The following is a 19,813-nucleotide window of genomic DNA, read 5'->3' on the forward strand; positions in this document are numbered from 1 at the left end:
TGCTGGGCTGCTCAGTACCGTTGCGCGACCGTCTTGGTCTGCAGGAACCAGAACAGGTAGTCGGGGCCGCCGACCTTGGCGTTCGTGCCGCTCATGCCGTACCCGCCGAAGGCGTGCGTGCCGCTCAGGGCGCCCGTGCACTTGCGGTTGATGTACAGGTTGCCCACGTGCAGGTCCCGGCGGGCCACCGCGATCTTGTGCGGGTCACGCGAGTAGAACGCGGCGGTCAGGCCGTACTCGGAGTCGTTCGCCAGTTCGATGGCGTGTTCCCAGTCGCGGGCGCGGGTGAAGGTCAGCACCGGCCCGAAGATCTCCTGCTGGAAGAGGGGATCGGCCGGGTCCACGTCCGCAAACAGGGTGGGGGAGACGTAAGCGCCCACGCGCTCCCCGGTGTCGGGCGTGTCGCCGCCCAGCACCAGCCGCGCGGTCGTGCGGCCCGCCTCGACAAACTGTGAGATGCGGTCGGCGCTGCCCTGGTGAATGACGGGGCCGATGGCGGCGTTCTCCTCGGGCAGACCGACCTTCAGCGCGCGGGCCTTCTCGGTCACGCGGGCCAGCAGGTCGTCGTACACGCTGTCTTCCGCGATCACGCGGGAGCAGGCGCTGCACTTCTGGCCGCTGTACCCGAACGCGGCCTGCACGATGCCGGTCGCGGCGGCCTCGATGTCCGCATCCGCACACACGACCGTGGGGTCCTTGCCGCCCATCTCGGCGATCACGCGCTTGAGCCACCGCTGGCCCGGCTGTACCCGCGCGGCCCGCTCGTAGATGCGGCAGCCGATCTCCTTGCTGCCGGTAAAGGCGATCATGCGCACGCCCGGGTGATCCACCAGCGGGTCGCCCAGCACGTCGTCGGTGCCGGTCAGGAACTGCACGGCGCCCCGGGGCAGGCCTGCCTCGAACAGCAGTTCGGCCATCAGGTACGACGAGAGCGGCGTCTCCCCGGCGGGTTTCCACAGGACGGTGTTCCCGGCGGCCAGCGCGCCCAGCGCCATGCCCAGCGGAATGGCGCTCGGGAAGTTCCACGGGCTGATGCACGCCACCACGCCCAGCGGCTCGTACACGGTGGTCACGTGCTCGTCCGGCATGGGGTACACGGCCTTGCCCTGCGACCAGCGCAACGTTTCACGCGCGAAGACCTCGAAGTGGTCCACCGACTCGGCCACCTCGCCGTCCGCCTCGGCCCAGTTCTTGCCGTTCTCCAGCGTCATGACCGCGTTGAATTCCATTCTGCGGGCGCGCAGCAGTTCGGCGGCCCGCTTGAAGATGCTGGCGCGTTGCAGCGGGTCGGTGCGGCGCCACTCCAGGAAGGCGGCCTGCGCGGCGGCCACGGCCTCGTTCAGCTGTGCAGGTGTGGCGTTCTGAAAGTGCCACAGCGTCTCGCGGGTGTCGGCGGGGTTGCGCACGGCGAAGGTGCCGCCCCCCTGGGCGTCCTGTCCGGCGATGATCAGTGGGAAGGTGCGGCCCACGTACGCCTCACGCACGGCCCGGAAGGCGTCGCGCTGGCGGGCGGCGACCGCCTCGTCCTGAAAGGTGTGGTACGGCTCGTGCTCGAAAGGCAGCAGGCCTTCCAGATGGGTGGTGGTCATCGGTCTCCTCTGGGTCGTGCGGATTGAAGTGCCGTGAGGCTAACACGCCGCAGAGGGGGGCGTAAACACGCTGTCAGACGGTAGAAAACTGGGCCGGTAGCCTGAGTCGCAGTCCTGAAGTGGCCCGGAAACCTTACGTTTGAAAGGCGAGTGTGTAGTGACTGACCGGCAGTCACGAGACGGTCACGCCCCGCCCGCCACCATGACCCCGTCGCCCCACCCCCGACAGGAGGTCCCAGCATGCCCGTTCCTGCCCTGCACGTCCCCACCCTGCCCAGCGGCACCCACCCCATCGGCAACTACCAGATGCACCCCGACCCCGGCAGCGGCCGCTACCGCATTCAGGTGCAGTGCGCCGGACACTGGCACGCCGTCACCGTTCTGCCGGGCGAGGAACGCCTGCTGGTCACGCTGCTTCAGGCCCCGTTCCCGGCCGTGCAGGACGGCTGGATCGTCGCGGCCCGCTCACCCCTGGGCGGCCCCCTCACCTGACGCGCCCGCCCACAACGCCGCCCCAATCAGGCCCGCGTCCGCGCCCAGCGCCGCGTGCACCAGCTCGGGCCGGTACCGCTCCGGGAAGGCCGCCAGCGCCGCGCGCACCTGCCCCAGGAACCCGGCGCGCAGGCCCACGCTCCCGCCGAACGCCACCCGCGTGACGCCCAGCAGCGCCGCCACGTCCGCGCACTTCCAGGCCAGCAGCGCCGCCGCGCGGCCCGTCACCTCCAGCGCCCGTGCGTCCCCGGCGTCCGCCGCGTCGCACAGCGCCCGCGCGTCCCCGAAGCCCAGCGTCGCCGCCTGCGCGCCCAGCGCCGTGCCGCTCGACTCGAACTCCAGCGGCCCCAGCGGCCCCAGCCCCGGCACCTGGGCGCCCGGCCCCCACGCCGCCGGCACGCTCACGAAGCCCAGCTCGGCGTCCAGGCCGTTCCTGGCCAGATGCAGCTGCCCGCCCAGCACCAGCCCCGCGCCCACTCCGGTACTGACCGTCACGAACATGAACTCGCTCACGCCGCGCCCCGCCCCGGCCCGCGTCTCGCCCCACGCGGCGGCCCGCGCGTCGTTCAGGGCCGCGCACGGCAGGCCCAGCGCCACGCCCAGCCGCGCGGCGAGCGGCACGTCCGTCCAGCCTGGAAAGGTATGCGCCGCCGTGGCCGTCACGCGCCCACCGGCCACCGCACCCGCGCAGGCCACGCCCACCGCGCCCGCCTGCCCGGCCAGCGGCGCGGCCAGCTCTACCACAGCCCCCAGTACCGCGTCTGGCGTGGCCGGGCGGGGCGTGCGGGCCTCCAGGCGTTCCAGCACGTGGCCGTCTGCCGCAACCAGCGCGGCCCGCAGGCCCGTCCCGCCGATATCCAGCGCCAGCAGGGGAGAGACCGTCAGGGAACGGACAGAACCGGATTGATCAGACACAGGCGCATTCTGTCACGCCCCGCCGCACGCGGGAACGCCCGTGGGTGACGTTCACTGCCGCTCGATCTGGCCGCCCTGCGTGACGATCAGCTGCGCCGGACGGTCGGAATCCAGTGTCACCGGTTGCCCCTGCCCCTGACGCTGGCCCTGTGTTTGCACGCTCACCTCGGCCCGCGTGACGCCCTCGGGCAGCGGCACCCGCCATGACTCGTGCGGCCACAGCGAGGCGCGTTCCAGGCACTCGCCGCCCGGCAGGCACACCTGAAGGCGCGACACGATCCCCCCCGAGCGGTTCCCGATGCGCAGCCCCGCCTCAGCCCCGAAAAACGCCTGCGCCCACGCGCCCAGCGTCACGGCCGCCAGCACGACCGTCAGCGCCACGGCGGCGACACCGAAACGGGCCGGCGTGGGCGGGGTGGCAGAGGACAGGTGCGGCACTTGGGCGCTCATGCCTCCCAGCGTGTCAGGAGTTCTTCTGCGCCGCGTCAGCCATTCGGACGATCACCCGTGGGGGGAGTCGGCGGGCTGTCCCCGCTCGCGGAACGCACGCACAGCGGGAACACCCCCGTGAACAGGCGCGGCCACGCCAGCCGCGCCTCCCCCAACTCCAGGGTCAAGCCGCGCCCCGCGAAGTGTTGCTCCCACACGGCCTGCGCGCGCGGCCGCATCAGTTCGGCCAGCCTGCGGTTCGCTTCCGGCAGTTGCGGCCCCAGATCGAAGGGACTGGGCTGCCCCAGCTCGGCGCGCAGCAGTGGACGCACCTCACCCTGGTACAGCACGTCGTCCACCATCCGCGCAAACAGCGTCCCGGCGTGCCCGGCCCGGTCCGTGACGAGCGCGGCCAGCTTCCCGAACGCCACCGCCGACCCCAGCGTGTTCCCGGCCGTGTTCCACGCACTGAATCCCGCGAGCTGCGCCAGCGGCAGCCCCTGCATCAGCGTCCACAGGCGCGCCTCGGCCCCGTTCGGGTACGCGATGTCGGCCACGCTGACCGCCCGTCCGGCCCGCAGGTCAGCCCGCACGGCGTCCACGAAGGCCGGCAGGTGCCGGTGCGGGGTGTCCACCGTCCCGAAATCTGGCTGCCGGTGCGCTTGCCGCGTCCCCGGCGTGTTCACCGCCAGAACGAACGCCGCCTCCGCCAGACTGTCCGCCAGGACGCACCCGGCCGCCCGCAGGTGCGCGCGCACCAGTTCGCCCGCCGGGCGGTCCTCGTACAGCAGCTCTGCGCCCGCCCCGCTCACGCCGCTGTACCGCACCCACACCGGCACCGTCTCCGGGCGTAGCGCGCGGGCCAGCAGCGCGCACGGCACCTCGTCCGCACCCGGGTACACGTCCAGCCGCTCCCACACGCCCAGTTCGTCCGCGCGGGCCTCCAGCATCCGCCGGTCGAAGGCCGCCAGTCCGTACGGCGTGGTGTCGTCCAGCGTCAGGCACAGGTGCGCCAGCGTGCCGTCCGCCAGCAGGTCCAGCGCCGCTAGGTGCAGCGCCCGGTTCCGCTCTCGCGTGCCCACCCAGTCGGCCAGCACCTCTGCGGGCAGCGCCGCCCGCGCTGTCTCCAGCGCCTCCCGGTGCACCTCACCGTGCCGCGCGTGCCGGTCGAACGCGTCACTGAACGCCCGGAGCTCCCGCCCCCACTGCCCGTAGTACGCCTTCTCCTCGTGCGGATCGTTGTCATGCGCGACCCGCACGATCACCCCAAACGCGTAGATCCGCAGCGCCGGGTTCAGCGCCCGCACCTCCCGCAGCGCCTCCAGCCGCGCCAGCGCCACGTCCAGTCCGTCCGTCACGCGCCGCGCCGGAATCATGCCGCCCAGACACAACGTTTCCAGGCACACGACCAGCGCGTCCGCCGCCCCGGCCTCCTCCAGCAGCCACGCCCGCAGCGCCCCCGTATCCCCGGGCGTGAAGAACTCCGGCAGCGCCCGCGCAGGTGGCACGTCCACCACCGCGCCCGTCATGCGGCCCAGCCCGACCGGCAGGTCCAGCGTGGGAGGGCGGGTATCCGGCGGGATCAGCAGCACGCGCTCAGGGATCATGCCCGGCAGGGTAGAGCATCCATCCCTGGCGCAGCCACCAACGCACCGCGCCCCATTGGAACGCGCCCCACCAGAAGCAGGCGGGGCGCAGACAGAAGCAGTGGCTCAGCTGGACAGGGGTTTCGGTCGGGTGTCCTTCCAGATGCCCCGGCTGGCCGCCTGCACAGGCACCGGCCGCAGGTCACCCGTTCCCGGCAGGGCCGGTTGTCGCCACCCGGCCGGCGGCACGGGCACGCCCGGCAGCGCGGCCGTCACGGCGCTCAGCAGTGCGGCGCGCATCAACGGTACCTGCTCACGAACGAACCGACGTTCAGGACGCCCTGCCCCATCTTCGACTTGTACGTCGCGTCCGTGCTGGGCGTGGCCGTCAGGCGCAGGTTCGCGGCGATGGTCGCGGGCCTCAGGTCCGCCGCGCCCGTCGACATGGCCAGCGCCACCGCCCCCGACACCGCCGGAGCGGCGAACGACGTGCCCGAAGCGTACGCCAGGCGGCTGTCCGGGTAGCTGGTCACCACCTTCTCACCGGGCGCAGTCAGGGACATGGCCGTGCTGTACGTCGAGAAGAAGGACTTCATGCCTTTCATGTCCACGCTCCCGATACCCAGCAGGCCGCTGTTCACCGTGAACTTCCCGGTCGTGAGGTTCTGCGCGGGATAGACCATGCCTTCCGTGCCGCTGTTCCCGGAGGAATTCACCACCACGACGCCCTTGGCGATCGCCGCACTGATCATGGCGTTCAGGGCAGCCGAGTCCGTATCGGAACCCAGTGACAGGTTGATGACGCGCGCACCGCTCGCCACTGCGCGGTCCACGGCCTGCAGCACCCGCGACATCGGCCCGCGCCCAGCGGGATTCAGGACCCGCAGCGGCAGGATTTCCGCGTTCGGCGCGATCTGCAGCACCACGCCGCTGACGGCCGTGCCGTGCCCGTACTTCTTGACGCCGGTGACCGGCAGCTCTTCTTGCGGGGTGGCGTCGCCGCCCACGTAATCCCACGCGCCCACCGTGTCGATCCGCCCGCGCAGCAGCGGGTGGTTCAGGTCGATGCCCGTATCGATCACGGCGACCTTCACGCCCCGCCCGAGTTCCGGGACCAGCCTGTGCGCAGCCTGAAGGTTTATCAGGCTCCAGTACTCCTGCGTACTCGCCCAGTCCTTGGCCTGCATGAAGGTGTTTCCGCCGGCCCAGCTGGTTGCGCCATTGGCCCAACTGGTCGCGCCGTTTGCCCAGCTGGTAGCACCCAGCCCGTCTGCCAGTCCCTCCGCTGAAGTGTCGTTCAATACTTCCAGTTCCTGATCGACTTCCAGCGTCACGCCCTGGGCATTCACGCCCAGCGCCTGAAGGCCCTGCCCGCTCAGGCTGGCGGCCTTCAGGGTCCCCGGAACCGACAGCAGCGCGTACCCGCTTTCCGGATGGAACGCGATGATCTGCGTGCCGGGCGCGGCGCTGCGCAGGGCCGCCTCGGTCACGTCGGCCCCGATCCGGACAGTGGCGATCTGGCCGCCGGAGACCAGCGCGGCCGGTGCGGGTAGAGCGCTCTGAACCGGCGCGGACCGCTGACTGCAGGCGGCCAGCGACAGCGCAGCGGCGATCAGGGTCAGGCGGGACAGGACGGTCGTGTGAATCTTCATGCTGCTTCCTCCGCTCTCCGGCAGCGCGGCCCGGCATAGCGAGCAGACGGTCTCGGAGTTCTGATGTTCAGTGTGCGGGGAAAGTGTGACGCCCCTGAGACAGCGAAACTCCCTGCCGGGTGCCCCCGACGGGTGAGTCCCCGTACGTGCTGGCCGGCCTCCAGCGAACTTCAGGTGCGCCTAAGTCGGGAAAAGTCACAAAACCGGGGTATTTGTGACGGCCACACGCCCGCTGAAAGCGCCTGGGGCCTGAAACCAGCCCACCGCACAACACCTGATACGGACTCCGATTGAATGGTTTGCAGAACCATTTCAGGCCGAGCGGAGCGAGTGGGAGAAAAACGGGTTCCGGGCGTGGAGTTGGCGACTTGGCGCCCTACCGAGTTGTTAACGAAACAGACGGAATCCGTATCAGTGTTCGGCTTCCAGCAGGGCGCAGACCCGGTTCCGTCCGGAGCGTTTGGCGCGGTACAGCTGCTCGTCGGCCAGCGAAACCAGCCGCTCGTGGTTCGGAACGCGTGGGTCCGTCGCCACGCCCATCGACAGCGATACCGTCAGCGACGGGTGAATCTGGGACCAGTCGTACACGTTCACCAGTTCACGGACCCGCTCGCAGATCCGCTGACCCTGCTCGGTGGTGGTGTTCGGGAAGACGAACAGGAACTCCTCACCCCCGTACCGCCCCACACTGTCCGAGGGCCGCACCGCGTTCTGGAACAGCGCCGCGACCATCCGCAACACCTGATCCCCCACCAGATGCGAGAACTGATCGTTGATCTGCTTGAAGTGATCGATGTCCGCCATGGCCACGCACAGCGGCGCCTGCGTGACCCGGCCGTGCAGGAACTCGTGCTGCAACACGCCCTCCACATGCCGCCGGTTGAACAGCCCGGTCAGGCCGTCCTCGGACAGCTGCCGCTCCAGCAGACGCGACTGCTCCTCCAGCATGTTCACCAGCCCGCTCTTCTCGGTGTTCACCCGCTCCAGCGCCTCGTTAGCACTCGCCAGCTCGATGGTCTTCAGTCGGTAGATCTGCGCCTCGGACTTCACGCGCTCGACCTCCAATTGCGTCATCAACGCCCGCGTCTTCAGGGCCGCTGCCAGACTGTGAATCTCACGTTCCACGTCATGATGCCGCCGGTACAGATCGAACGCTTCTTGGTGCCGTCCCTCGGCTGCACACAATTCCGACAGTTGCAGGTACGTGTTCATCATGATGTCTTTCGACGCCAGTGGTTCTGCCAATGCGAGTGAATGCCCGTAGTGTTCCCGTGCGCCTTTGAAATCACCAGTGTTCTGAAGAACGCGTCCGAGTTCAAGATGATGCTCGGCTTGCGGGATGGTCAGATTGTGCGTTTGCGCATCTCGGATTGCCTGCTGGAGCAGTGCAATGCCTTCTTGGACATTACCTAGTTGCGCAATGGCTCGACCCGCTGTGGCAAGAGCGATGGTGCCAACTTCGAGGTTGCCGGCGTGTTCGGCGTGCGTGATGGCGGCCTGCGCGGCCTGCGCGGCCCGTTCCGGCTGCCCCAAGTCGAAGGCGATGGTGGCCTGCATGCTCAGCGCAAACGCCATGCCGCTGACGTGATTCAGCGAGCTGTACAGTTCCAGGCCGTCCTGCGCGAGTTCCATGGCTTTGGCGTGGTCGCGGTTGTAGTAGTAGAGGTTCGAGAGATTGTGCAGGGCGTGCGCTTCACGCAGGCGGTCATGGTCCTCGCGGGCGATGCGCAGCACCACGGCCAGGTGATCGGCGGCCTTCTCGTACTCCTGAAGGTTCGAGTACACGGCGGCCGTGAAGTTGGCGCAGTCAGCCTGCAGGGCGCGGTTGTCGCACAGGATGCCGATGTCCATGCCCTGCGCCAGATGCGTCAGGGCTTCCTCGTACTGGCCGGCCATGAAGCAGTAAAAGCCGCTGGTGCGCTGCGCGAGGCCCAGGATCAGGTCGTTACCGCAGCGGCGCGCGGCGTCCAGGGCGCGCGGGGCGATCAGCGCGCCGCCCTTGGGGTCGCTCTGGCGGATACTCCAAGCCTGCTCGATCAGCTGCTGGGCTTCCTGGCAGTCTTCGCTGGTTGCGGGCGCGGTGGGGGCGGGTGGGTGCAGGTCGGGGTGCAGGCGCGGGGCCAGCATGGGCTTGAGTTCCGGCTGGTTGCTGGTGACCATCATGATCAGGCGTTCCACGATGTCCGGGTCGAACTGCGTGCCGCTGCCGCGCTGCATCTCTTCCAGTGCGGCCGTGACCGTCCACGCTTCCTTGTACGGGCGTTCGGAGGTCAGTGCGTCGAACACGTCGGCGACGGCCACGATGCGGCCGGACATGGGGATGTCCGTGCCGCTGAGCCGGCGAGGATAGCCGCCGCCGTCCCAGCGTTCGTGGTGCGTGCGGGCGATCTCCTCGGCCATGCGCAGCAGGCGGGACGTGCTGCCCTCCAGCACCTTCGCGCCGATGACGGTGTGGAGTTTCATGCGTTCGAATTCTTCCGGGGTGTACGGACTGGCTTTCAGCAGGATGTCGTCGCTGACGCCGATCTTGCCGATGTCGTGCAGGCGGGCGGCCCAGCGGATCAGGTCGACTTCCTCGGGCGGGAGGCCCATCATCTGCGCGAGTTGCCCGCTGAGTTCCCCGACGCGGCGGGTGTGCTGCCCCGTGCGGTCGTCCCGGTACTCGGCGGCCATGCCCAGCCGCGTGACGATCTCGATCTGCACGGCTTCCAGTTCGGCGGTACGGACCCGCACGGTCTCCTCGGCCTGCAGGCGGGCGTGCTGCGCGGTCTCGTTCAACTGGCGGTACACGTCGGCGTCGTGGCGGGCGCGTTCCGCCTCGAACTGGCTGCGCAGGGACTGCACCTGCCGCTCGCTGTCCTCGCTGAACAGCTGGCGTTCCAGTTCCCGCAGCGCCCGCAGGAACGGGTACGCGTCGGCAGGGCGTCCCTGTTCTTCCAGGCCGTGGACCAGGGTGGTCAGGATGGTCAGGGCCGAGGCGTTCAGGTCGTGCTGCCGGGCCTGTTGCAGCGCGCTCTGCAACTGCGTCAGGGCCGCCTGGGTGTCCTGTCGGCCGAAGGCGGCGCGGCCCAGGCTTAGCAGGGCGTTCACGCGGCCGTGCACGTCGCCGGTCGCCTCGGCCCAGTACAGCGACTGCCGGAACATCGTCTCGGCCTGCGGGGCGTCCCCGAGTTGCAGGTGCACCTGCCCCAGGTTGTCGAACAGGTCGATCAGGTGCGGCGTCTGGTCGTGCGTGCGGGCCAGTTCAATGGCGCCCAGCAGGGTCCGGGCCGCCTGATCGGTGTCGTTCAGGTCGTTGTGCGCCAGTCCCAGGATGCCCAGCGCGGCCAGTTCGGTCTGCAGGTCCCCGCAGCGGCGGGCGGTGTCCAGGCCGGGTTGCAGGAACGTCAGGGCGTGCGTGGGCTGGCCCATCAGCAGGAACGAGTGCGCGATGTTCACGCTGCACGCGCCGCGCAGTTCGTCCGGCAGTTCCTGGTACTGGTCGCACAGTTGCTGGCAGCCGTGCAGGGCGGCCAGGGCGTCAGCGTGCGCGCCCAGGTTGGCGTGCAGCATGCCGATGTTGTTCAGGCAGTGTGCCTGCCCGGCCCGGTCGCCGCTCCGCGCCCGCAGGTCCAGTTCCCGCTGCTGGGACTCCACGGCCAGCCGCAGTTGCCCGCCGCGCTGAGCGGCGCTGGCCAGCAGCGACAGGGCCTCGATCTCGGCCGCCTCGTTCCCGGCGGTGTGGGCGGCGTTCACGTAGTCGGTGGCGGCGTGCAGCAGCCCGGTCAGCGCGTCCGGGTGGGCAAGTTCGCTCAGGGCAGCGCAGCGTTCCGCGTGCGCGTGCAGGTCGGTCAGGGGACCGCCGGGATGCGGGTCACTGACGGCCACCGGGGGCGTGGGGGCGTTCCCGGTCACGCGGGGCGGGTCCGGGGCAGGGGAGAGGGGTGGCCGTCGGCCTCCGGCAGAGCGGCAGAAAACTGGAAGGGACTCAGGTGGTCCAGGGCCATCCGCAGCAGTTCGGAGGTGCTCGCGGCGTCCTCCGGGCAGACGACCAGCGAGGTCTGCAGGTCCAGCGGGACGGGTGCACCCTGTTTCAGGTGCGTCAGGGCCGCGCCCAGTCGGTCCTGCCAGCCACGCACCGCCTGATCCTGCGCGGCGTGGCCGGCCGGTTCTGGCGGCGGGAACCGCAGCAGCAGCGCGAAGGTCGCGCCGTTCAGGCGGTACGCGCGGTCCTCGGCGCGCGTCACGGTGCGCAGGGTCCGGGCCAGCCGGGAGATCAGGTCGTTCCCGCCCGCGTACCCGGACGTGGCGTTCAGGTAGCGGATGTTGCCCAGATCCACCAGCGTCACCGCGAACCGCGCTCCGTGCCGCGCGGCGAACGCCACCTCGGCGTGCAGGTCCGCCAGGAACGCCTGCCGGTTCCCCAGTCCGGTGTACTCGTCCGTCAGGGCCGAGCGTTCCAGGGCGCGCAGCAGGGTCGCCTGCGTCAGCGCCAGCGCCACGCAGCGCGCCGCGGCAGGCAGCAGCAGGCTCGCCTCACGCGGGCCGGCCGGGTCGGGACTGCCGGGCGTCCGGGTGCCGAAGGGCCGCAGCCGCAGCGTCTGCTCCCCGATCTCGACGGTCAGGACGCCGGACTCTGCCTGGTCGCCCGCCCCGCCGTCCTGGTCGGCGGGCGTGTTCACGGGCAGTCCCGTGCGGTGCAGCGCCGCGCTGGCCGGGCCGCTGGCCTGCGGGAACCACGCGGCGCAGGCGTCCGTGCCGGCCAGTTCCGCCAGGACCGGCAGGCTCACGTTCAGGATGTCCGGCACGCTGCGGGCGTCCTCCAGCAGGTGCGTGAGGGTCAGGAGCGCCCCGCTGTCCTGACGGGCTTTCAGGGCCCGGTCTTCCAGCACCCGCACCTGCTCGAGCAGCAACTGGTGGGCCTGCCGGTCGGCCTGCACGTCCAGCGCGCGCGTCAGGGACCCGCCGATCAGGCGCGCCGCGCTGCTGAGGGACGCCTGCACGCCCGCGTCCCATTCCGCGCCGGGCTGCCCTGTGAAGGCCAGCGCGAGCCCCGCCCCGGCAGCCGTCACGGGCAGTAGCAGGGCCGGAACCGGCGCCCCAGCCGGGCTGCGCAGCGTGAGCAGGTCCGGAGTGCCCCCCGCCGCAATCCATACCGCCGGGCTGTCTGTGATGGCCCCGGGCCAGTGCGCGGGCGGTGCTCCCGCCGCCGCCAGGACCTCCGGCGCGCCGTGCGTGGGGAGTCTCAGCAGGGCCGCCCCGTCCAGGCCCGGTACGCTGCCCATGTTGTCCATTACGACCTGAAGGATGGCTGCCGGGCTGGCCTCGGCCCCGTACGCGCTGACCAGTTCCAGAAGGTGCATGGCCTCTGCGGGTAGCTGCGACCGGTGCGGCCACGCCGTGCGTTCACTGCCGGCTGGCGGCACACAACGGTACCCGGCCCCGCGGACCGTCTCGATGCGCGTTCCGTCCCCGCCTTCCAGCTTGCGGCGGATACGGTTCACGTACGCGTCGACCACGCGCTCGTCACCGCTGAACTCCAGGCCCCACACGCGCTCCAGAATATCGGCGCGGGTGTACAGGCGGCCCGGATTGGCCCGCAGCAGCGTGAACACCGCCTGCTCCCGCGCGGTCAGGGACTCGGCTGGTGCGGGGGTGGTCGGGGCGGCGCCGGTCGGGAACGCGGCGGGCGCAGAGGTGTCCTGCCGGGTTGAAGAGGCCGGGACTGGCTCTGCCGCCAGTGCACCCTGCCGGACCAAGTGGTTCATACCGGGTGATCCTGCCACGCCCCCGCTTACAGAAATCTCTCATGCGGAGTGAAAGTGGCGACAGGTATTGTCGCCGGAATGCGCTGCCGCCCAGACCGGATTCGTGCAGTCTGCACCTGCCTGCGGGGCACGCCAGCTGCCACGCTCCCCGCAGTCAGGCCCCCCGGTCAGGCAGGTGGCCGGCCTCCTTCCAGGAAGGCCAGCACGGCGCTCTGCATCTGCACGCTGGTGTAATGCCCGACCCCGGCGAAGGTGCGTTCTACCAGACCCGCGTCTGCACCTGCCTGCGCGAACGCTGCCCGGTACGCCGCCGCCGTGGGCGCGTGATGCGCCGCCAGCGGAAAGGTCGGGTCGGCCTCACCGCTGGCCAGCAGCAGCGGCGTGACAGGCAACTCCGCCACGTGCGTGACCGGCCGGTAGGTGTCCAGGAAGGCCCGCAGGTGCGGCCCACGGACCTCCGGTTCCTGCCACACGCCGGACGTGATCAGCGCCGCCGTCCGCGCCACCGGAAAGCCCGCGTCCGGCAGCGTGCGCCGCAGCGTCTGCACCACGTACCCGCCCATGCTGGACCCCACCAGCCACAGCGGCGCGCTCCGGAAATCTGGCCTGAACTCTGGCCCGAATTCCGCGCTGAACTCTGCGTGCAGCGCCTCCAGCAGGGCCGGAGCCTCGGCCACCGTGCGGCGCACACTCTCCCACACGTACTCGCGGGCATTCAGGCCCGGTGGGGTGTCGCCCTGCCGCTCACCGTGCAGCGCCGCGTCCGGCAGCAGCACCGCCGCGCCGCCCCCTCCCGCACGGCCCGCCGCCAGGGCCGCGTACACGCCCAGCTTGCCCTCCTTGGCCGCCCAGGCCCCGTGGTACACCACGCACAGCGCCGTGACCGCCTGCCCCTCGGGCGGCAGTTCCAGCAGGCACGGCACGCCCCCCAGGACCCGGCGCACCACCCGGTACGGGCGGCCCCCGGCCAGCGGGGTCGCGTGCGGGTCGGCCGGGTCGAACGCGCGGGTCACGCGTCCACCCGGACCGCCGGACCGTCAGGGCGCGTGGCCCACACGTCCGGGTTGCGCAGCGCCGCCCAGTCCCCGAAGCCCAGACCCAGCGCCAGGGCCAGCAGATTCCCGTGCGTGACCACGACCACCACGCCTGCCGGGTCGCGCGCGTCCGCCAGAGCCGCCTGAATGTGGGCTCGGGCCTCCGCGCCGGACTTGCCGCCCGGCAGGCACAGGGTGTCGTCCGCGAAACTCTCCCGCAGCCGCTCGCGCCAGTCGGCGCGGGATGCGCCGCTCAGGACCCGCTCGGTCAGGCGCTCATCCGTTGTGACGGGCAGGCCCAGCCGATCTGCCAGCGGACGCGCCGTCGCCGCCGCCCGCACCCACGGACTGCTGACGATCCGCGTGACGCCCAGCCCGGCCAGCGAACTGGCCAGGGCCTGCGCCGCCGCCCCGCCGTCCGGGGTCAGCGGCGCCCCCGGTTCCTGCCCGGTCGCCTGCGCGTGCCGCACCAGCAGCAGCGTTCCCGGCTTCACTTCAACTCTGCCCGTCATACGTTCCCACCCCGGGCGCGCATCTCGGCCCGCAAGGCCTGCACGTCCACCGCCCCCACCTGCCCCGCGTGATCCCGCGCCGCCCACGCCGCCGCGATCCCGGCCGCCTCGCCCATCGTGTGGCAGTTCTGCTGCACGCGAATCGCGGACTGCGCCTCGAAGGTACTGCTCGCCGCGCGGCCCGGCACCAGCAGGTTCACCACGCCGCGCGGCACCAGCGCCCGGAACGGAATCTCGTGGTACGCGTCCGGCGCGAAGTACGGCGCGCTGCCCTCCCGCTCGTGCAGCAGCCGCGCGCCCCCCTTCACCGAGTGGATGTCCACCGGGTAGTGATTCCGGCAGATGGAATCCTCGAAGCGCGCGCAGTCCAGAATGTCCGTCACGCCCAGCGTGTACTCGCCCTCGATGCGCCGCGTCTCGCGCACGCCCACCATCGGCGCGACCACCCCCACGAACGCGTCCTCGCAGCCCGGCAGGAACCGGCGGCAGAAGTCCGTCAGGCGCGTCACGGCCGCCCGCCCGTCCAGTTGCGCCTCGCTGAGCTGCCAGGGGTCCGCGCCGTCGTTCAGATCCGCACGGATACGGGGGCAGTTGAAACTCAACTCTCCGGGCCGCCCCGGCACGCTGAACGCCTGGAAGTAATCCCCATCCCGCTCCAGCAGCACCCCGTCCGCCACCGCCTGCCGGAACAGGCCCTCCAGCGAACTGCGGCGGCCCCACACCATCCAGAAATGCAGGAACTCCGCCGACTCCTGCGGTTGCCCCGCGCCGTTCAGGAAGTCACGCAGCCGCCCCGTGTCCACGCCCGCCAGCGAGAACCGCAGACTCATGGCCTGATGCACCCCGTCCCCATCACCCGCCTGGAACGGCACGCCCGCCGCCGCCGCCACGTCCGCGTCCCCGGTCGCGTCGATGAACACCCGCGCCCGCAGCGCCTGCAAGCCGCCCTTGTTGTGCATGACCAGCGCCCCGATCCTGTCCCCGTCCATGACGGGCTGCACCACCTGCGTATGAAACAGCACCTCCGCCCCCGCGTCGGCCAGCAGGTCGTCCAGCACGAACTTCAGGCCCTCCGGATTGAACCAGTTATCGTTCCCGTGCGCGTCCACCGCGCCGTCCCCCCGCGCCCGCAGGCGGGCCTTGATCTCGTCCGTCAGACCCAGGTTCAGGTTCTGCCCGCCCGACACGTTCCGCATCAGCGGCGTCACCCACGCGTTCGTGCCCGTGCCGCCCAGGCTGCCCTGCGCCTCCACGACCAGCACCCGCGCGCCCGACCGGGCCGCCGCGACCCCCGCGACCGCCCCGGCCGTCCCACCCCCCGCCACGATCACGTCCCACTCGCGGTCCAGCGTCCGGTAGGAGAGGGTGCCCCCGTTCACACGTCCCGCCAGTCGTGCGTCAGCAGGTGCCTCAGCGCCGCCTGCGTGAGCCAGTCGAAGGTGTTCGGCGCGTCCTGAAAGCGACGGTGGATCTCGCCCAGCGGTACCCACTCGTGACCGGCGGCCCCGTCGCCGCGCTCCGTCAGGTCGCCGCTGGCCTGCACGCGGAAGAAGAAGCCCACGCTGTCCACCGGCCCGCGCCGGGTCTGGTACACGAAACTGGGCGTCAGGCATTCCACCTCGGCGGCCGGTGTGCCCGTAGTCGTGCCGCGCAGGTCCGTCAGGTAGTCGCTGACGGTCAGGCCCGTTTCCTCGCGGACCTCGCGCGTCAGGGCGTCCGTGATGCCCTCGAAGGGGTCGAGTTGCCCGCCGGGAAATTCCAGGCGTCTGGGTTGCCCGGGTTTCACGCGGCGTTGCAGCAGGACCTCGCGCCCGTGGGGGCCGCTGCGTTCGATCACGGCGCGGGCGTTCACGTAGAAGTCCTTCCGGCGTCGTGGCCGCGTCAGCAGTCGTGGCAGCGCCAGCATCAGCCTTTCACCGCACCTTCCAGGCCTTTCATGAAGTACTTCTGGCCCATCAGGAACACGATCAGGATCGGGATGATCGTGATCACGGCGCCCGCCATGACGGCGCGGCTGTTCGTGCTGAAGGTGCTGCTGAGTTCCAGCAGGCCCGCCGAGAGGGGCAGCATGTTCTTGTCGGGCAGCATGATCCGCGCCCACAGGAACGAGTTCCAGTACGCCACGAATTCCAGGATGGCGAAGGCCACGATGGTGGGGAGCGCCAGCGGTAGCATGATGCGTCGCCAGATGGTCAGTTCGCGCGCGCCGTCGATGCGGGCGGCCTCGATCAGTTCCTGCGGGACGCCCAGGTACGCCTGCCGCAGCAGGAACAGCCCGATGATGCTGGCCGCACCCGGCAGGACTACCGCCATGTACTGACGGATCGCGTCAATGACCGGGTTGGTCTGTTGCAGCAGGCCCAGTTTGATGGTCGTGATGTAGTTGACGATCAATCCCGCCTCGTTCGGCAGGACCATCAGGATCAGGATGGAGTAGAAGATCAGGTCCCGGCCCGGAAAGCGCATCTTGGCCAGCGGGTACGCGGCCAGGGTGGCCAGAGTGGTCGTGATGGTCACGCCCAGCACGCAGATGACCAGCGAGTTCAGGATCAGGCGCCAGAACGGCACGGTCGTCCCGCTGAACACCTCGGCGTAGTTGCGCAGGGACACACCTTTGGGCAGGATCTTGGCCTCGTAGATGTTCCCGGTCGGTTCGAACGACGTGATCAGCGTCCAGTAGAACGGGTAGAGCATGATCAGCGCGATCACGATCAGCACCGCGTACGCCAGGACGTTCTGCACGCGTTGCCGGGCCACGCGGCGCGATTTGAGCTGCGCGGCCAGCCGGGCGTGTTCTTCGGCACTCATGGGGGCGGTCGCGGCGGGCAGGGGGGAGGTCATACGGACTCCGATTGAATGGACTGCAAAGGCCATTCAATCCGAGCGGATGCGAGAAGGAGAGAAACGGGTTTCGGACGTGGAGTTGGCAACCCGGCGCCCTTCCGGGTTGTCAACGAAACAAACGGAATCCGTATCAGGTCAGGCATCGACTTTCCCTCCGCGCGTCAGTTTGAAGTTGATCAGGCCGAAGAGGATGCTGATGACCGCGATGATGATCCCGGCCGCGGCCGCCAGCCCGTACTGGAAGTCCACGAACGCCCGCGAGTACGTGTAGAACAGCGCCGAGTACGTACTGCCGGCCGGGCCGCCCTGCGTCATCACGTAGATCTCCTCGAACACCTTGATGGCGCTGATGGTGGACATCAGGCTGCACACCAGAATCGTGGGCCGCAGCCCCGGCAGCGTGATGTTCCAGAACACCTGCGTGCGGGTCGCGCCGTCGATGGTGGCCGCTTCTTCCAGCTCCGGGCTGATGCCCTGCAACCCCGCGAGGTACAGCACCATGTAGTACCCGATGCCCTTCCAGAGCGTCACGAACATCACCGCGTACAGCGCCGTGGCCGGGTTGTTCAGGAATGACCCGTTCTGCGGCAGGCCCAGGAATCCCAGGACGGCCGTGACCGGCCCGCCCTGCTGGTACATCCAGTTCCAGATCAGGCCCACCACCGCGAAACTCGTCACGACCGGCACGTAGTACGCGGTGCGGAAAAACCCGATGCCTTTCAGGGGCCGGTTCACCAGCAGCGCCACCAGAATCGCGATCACCTGAATGACCGGCACGACCAGGATGTACTTCAGGCTGTTGGTCAGCCCCGACCAGAACTGCTCGTCGGCGAAGAGTTCCCGGAAGTTCGCCAGGCCCACCCACTGCGGCGGCGAGATGATGTTGTACTTCGTGAACGCCAGGTACGTGCCGAAAATCACGGGCCACGTGTGGTACACGACCAGCAGGATCAGGAACGGAAGCATGAAAGCGTAGGCGATCAGGGTGTTACGGGCCGTGACCTTGGCGCCCGTTCCACCCAACTTGTGCTGTGCCCGGCGTGACACACGCCGCTGGGTTGAAGTCATGCCCGGCAGTGTACGCACTTTGCGGCCCGCAGGCATGAAAAAACCAGCCTCCCGCTGCGGGGAAGCTGGTGCGGACCACGCGGGGTCCGGTGGGAAGTTCAGGCTGGGATTACTTGCCGTCGCCGTCGGTGGCTTCGCGCTTGCCTTCGCTGTACTCGGCGTTGGCCTGCGCGTTGTGAACCTCGGCCTTGGCGCGGTCCTCAAGGGCTTCGGCCTTGTGGTGCGCGTCGCCCGTCACGGCGTGCGCGACGTTGTGACCGGCCTCGCGGGCGCGGTCGGCGGCCTCGTTGACCTTGGCCTTGGCGGCGTCCAGCATGTTCCCAGCCGTGCTTTTGTCATCACTCATTGTGAACCTCCTGCAAGTTGGATTCCCTCTTGGGTGTGAATAGCATCGGGCAGCGGCGCGCCCGTGCGGTGAGGGAACGTTCAGGAGTCCCCCAGGAACCGGAAGGCAATCCTTAATCAGTGCGGCCCGTGGACGACGTGGCCGGGCCGCGCCCGTAAAACTCTGAACTGCGTCCAGACCGCGCCCTGAACCTTTCGGGTAACACGGACACCAACTCCGGACTCACGCGACTGGGGTACAGTGGTTCCCGTCATGGATAACCACATCAAGGTGCCCACGCAGGGCGAGAAGATCACGATGCAAGACGGCAAGCTCACCGTGCCGAACCACCCCATCATTCCCTTCGTCGAGGGCGACGGCACCGGCCCCGACATCTGGAAAGCCAGCGTGCGCGTCCTCGACGCCGCCGTCGAGATCGCCTACGGCGGCGAGAAGAAGATCGAGTGGATGGAAGTCTACGCCGGTGAGAAGAGCCTCGAAGTGTACGGCGCCAACGAGTGGCTGCCCCAGGGCACCCTGGACGCCTTCGACGAGTACCTGTTCGGCATTAAGGGCCCTCTGACCACCCCCGTCGGCACCGGCATCCGCTCCATCAACGTCGCGCTGCGCCAGGAACTCGACCTGTACGCCTGCGTGCGCCCCGTCCAGTACTTCAAGGGCGTGCCCAGCCCCGTCAAGCGCCCCGAAGACGTGGACATGGTCATCTTCCGCGAGAACACCGAGGACATCTACGCCGGCATCGAGTACAAGGCCGGCACGCCCGAGGCCGACAAGGTCCGCGGCTTCCTGATGCGCGAGATGGGCGTCACCAAGATCCGCTTCCCCGACACCAGCTCGTTCGGCATCAAACCCGTCTCGAAGGAAGGCACCGAGCGTCTCGTGCGCGCCGCCATCCAGTTCGCCATCGACAACGGCCGCAAGAGCGTCGCCATCGTCCACAAGGGCAACATCATGAAGTTCACGGAAGGCGGCTTCCGCGACTGGGGCTACGAACTCGCCAAACGTGAATTCGGCGCGGTCGAGATCGACGGCGGCCCCTGGTGCCAGCTCCCGAACGGCATCATCATCAAGGACGTCATCGCCGACAACTTCCTCCAGCAGATCCTGCTGCGCCCCACCGACTACGACGTGATCGCTACTCTGAACCTCAACGGCGACTACGTCAGCGACGCGCTGGCCGCACAGGTCGGCGGGATCGGCATCGCCCCCGGCGCGAACATCAACTACGTGACCGGCCACGCCATCTTCGAAGCCACGCACGGCACCGCCCCCAAGTACGCCGGCAAGGACGTCATCAACCCCAGCTCCGTGATCCTCTCGGGCGAGATGATGCTGCGCTACATGGGCTGGACCGAAGCCGCCGACCTGATCCTGAAAGGCCTGGACGACACCATCCAGCAGCGCGTCGTCACGTACGATTTCGCCCGCAACATGGAAGGCGCCACCGAAGTCAAGACCAGCCAGTTCGGTGACAAGATCATCGAGAACATGAAAGCCCGCAAGGCCTGAACCACAGACCAGGGAGGCCCGGACGCAGCGTGTGCGGTCCGGGCCTCCCTGTTGATAGGCGCTGGCGCCAGCAGGGCAGGCCCGCTCACC

Annotated in this window: 17 protein-coding genes; 2 read left to right on the forward strand and 15 right to left on the reverse strand. The window is 69.6% G+C overall.

Features of this window, described 5'->3' with window-relative positions; translation table 11 throughout:
- Positions 1 to 11: 11 nt before the first annotated feature.
- Positions 12 to 1,589, reverse strand: coding sequence for an L-glutamate gamma-semialdehyde dehydrogenase (locus M8445_RS12155; protein ID WP_273988013.1), 1,578 nt, complete (start codon positions 1,587 to 1,589; stop codon positions 12 to 14).
- 240 nt (positions 1,590 to 1,829) lie between these two features.
- Here M8445_RS12155 and M8445_RS12160 point away from each other — a divergent pair, with 240 nt between their 5' ends.
- Positions 1,830 to 2,081 carry a hypothetical protein gene (locus M8445_RS12160; RefSeq protein ID WP_273988014.1) on the forward strand — a complete coding sequence of 84 codons (252 nt, stop codon included), beginning with the start codon at positions 1,830 to 1,832 and terminating at the stop codon, positions 2,079 to 2,081.
- Here M8445_RS12160 and M8445_RS12165 read toward each other — a convergent pair.
- The 14 genes from M8445_RS12165 to M8445_RS12230 all read right to left on the reverse strand — a co-directional run bounded on the left by M8445_RS12165 (position 2,055) and on the right by M8445_RS12230 (position 18,214).
- The gene (locus M8445_RS12165; protein ID WP_273988015.1) at positions 2,055 to 2,996 is read right to left on the reverse strand and encodes an ROK family protein; all 942 of its coding nucleotides are present in this window, start codon (positions 2,994 to 2,996) and stop codon (positions 2,055 to 2,057) included. The genes M8445_RS12160 and M8445_RS12165 overlap by 27 nt on opposite strands.
- Positions 2,997 to 3,047: 51 nt before the next feature.
- Entirely contained in the window at positions 3,048 to 3,446 is a 399-nt protein-coding gene (locus M8445_RS12170; RefSeq protein ID WP_273988017.1) for a hypothetical protein, read from the reverse strand.
- Positions 3,447 to 3,481: 35 nt separating this feature from the next.
- Positions 3,482 to 5,032: a DUF4127 family protein gene (locus M8445_RS12175; RefSeq protein ID WP_273988018.1), complete on the reverse strand. Its 1,551-nt coding sequence runs from the start codon at positions 5,030 to 5,032 to the stop codon at positions 3,482 to 3,484.
- Between the two features lie 105 nt (positions 5,033 to 5,137).
- Positions 5,138 to 5,311, reverse strand: a complete 174-nt coding sequence (locus tag M8445_RS12180; RefSeq protein ID WP_273988019.1) for a hypothetical protein — start codon at positions 5,309 to 5,311, stop codon at positions 5,138 to 5,140.
- Entirely contained in the window at positions 5,311 to 6,663 is a 1,353-nt protein-coding gene (locus tag M8445_RS12185) for a S8 family peptidase (RefSeq protein ID WP_273988020.1), read from the reverse strand. Before M8445_RS12185 ends, M8445_RS12180 begins: the two co-directional genes overlap by 1 nt.
- A 411-nt stretch (positions 6,664 to 7,074) precedes the next feature.
- Positions 7,075 to 10,557, reverse strand: a complete 3,483-nt coding sequence (locus M8445_RS12190) for a diguanylate cyclase (RefSeq protein ID WP_273988021.1) — start codon at positions 10,555 to 10,557, stop codon at positions 7,075 to 7,077.
- Positions 10,554 to 12,410 (reverse strand): winged helix-turn-helix domain-containing protein, encoded by a 1,857-nt coding sequence (locus tag M8445_RS12195; RefSeq protein WP_273988022.1) that lies wholly within the window; start codon positions 12,408 to 12,410, stop codon positions 10,554 to 10,556. Before M8445_RS12195 ends, M8445_RS12190 begins: the two co-directional genes overlap by 4 nt.
- Positions 12,411 to 12,577: 167 nt before the next feature.
- Entirely contained in the window at positions 12,578 to 13,423 is an 846-nt protein-coding gene (locus tag M8445_RS12200) for an alpha/beta hydrolase family protein (RefSeq protein ID WP_273988024.1), read from the reverse strand.
- Positions 13,420 to 13,956 (reverse strand): histidine phosphatase family protein, encoded by a 537-nt coding sequence (locus M8445_RS12205; RefSeq protein ID WP_273988026.1) that lies wholly within the window; start codon positions 13,954 to 13,956, stop codon positions 13,420 to 13,422. The genes M8445_RS12200 and M8445_RS12205 overlap by 4 nt, the downstream gene beginning before the upstream one ends.
- Complete coding sequence (locus M8445_RS12210) at positions 13,953 to 15,335, reverse strand: FAD-dependent oxidoreductase (protein ID WP_273988029.1); 1,383 nt, start codon at positions 15,333 to 15,335, stop codon at positions 13,953 to 13,955. Before M8445_RS12210 ends, M8445_RS12205 begins: the two co-directional genes overlap by 4 nt.
- Positions 15,332 to 15,862: an NUDIX domain-containing protein gene (locus tag M8445_RS12215; protein ID WP_273988030.1), complete on the reverse strand. Its 531-nt coding sequence runs from the start codon at positions 15,860 to 15,862 to the stop codon at positions 15,332 to 15,334. The genes M8445_RS12210 and M8445_RS12215 overlap by 4 nt, the downstream gene beginning before the upstream one ends.
- The gene (locus M8445_RS12220; RefSeq protein ID WP_273988032.1) at positions 15,862 to 16,797 is read right to left on the reverse strand and encodes a carbohydrate ABC transporter permease; all 936 of its coding nucleotides are present in this window, start codon (positions 16,795 to 16,797) and stop codon (positions 15,862 to 15,864) included. The genes M8445_RS12215 and M8445_RS12220 overlap by 1 nt, the downstream gene beginning before the upstream one ends.
- A 138-nt stretch (positions 16,798 to 16,935) precedes the next feature.
- Complete coding sequence (locus M8445_RS12225) at positions 16,936 to 17,868, reverse strand: carbohydrate ABC transporter permease (protein ID WP_273988033.1); 933 nt, start codon at positions 17,866 to 17,868, stop codon at positions 16,936 to 16,938.
- A gap of 109 nt (positions 17,869 to 17,977) precedes the next feature.
- A complete protein-coding gene (locus tag M8445_RS12230) occupies positions 17,978 to 18,214 on the reverse strand; it encodes a hypothetical protein (RefSeq protein ID WP_273988035.1) in 237 nt (78 codons plus the stop codon).
- A 252-nt stretch (positions 18,215 to 18,466) separates the two neighbouring features.
- On the opposite strand from M8445_RS12230, the gene icd reads away from it, so the two are divergent.
- The gene (gene icd, locus M8445_RS12235; RefSeq protein WP_273988036.1) at positions 18,467 to 19,723 is read left to right on the forward strand and encodes an NADP-dependent isocitrate dehydrogenase; all 1,257 of its coding nucleotides are present in this window, start codon (positions 18,467 to 18,469) and stop codon (positions 19,721 to 19,723) included.
- The last annotated feature ends 90 nt before the right edge of the window (positions 19,724 to 19,813 follow it).

The sequence above is a fragment of the Deinococcus aquaticus genome (assembly GCF_028622095.1).
GTDB lineage: Bacteria > Deinococcota > Deinococci > Deinococcales > Deinococcaceae > Deinococcus > Deinococcus aquaticus.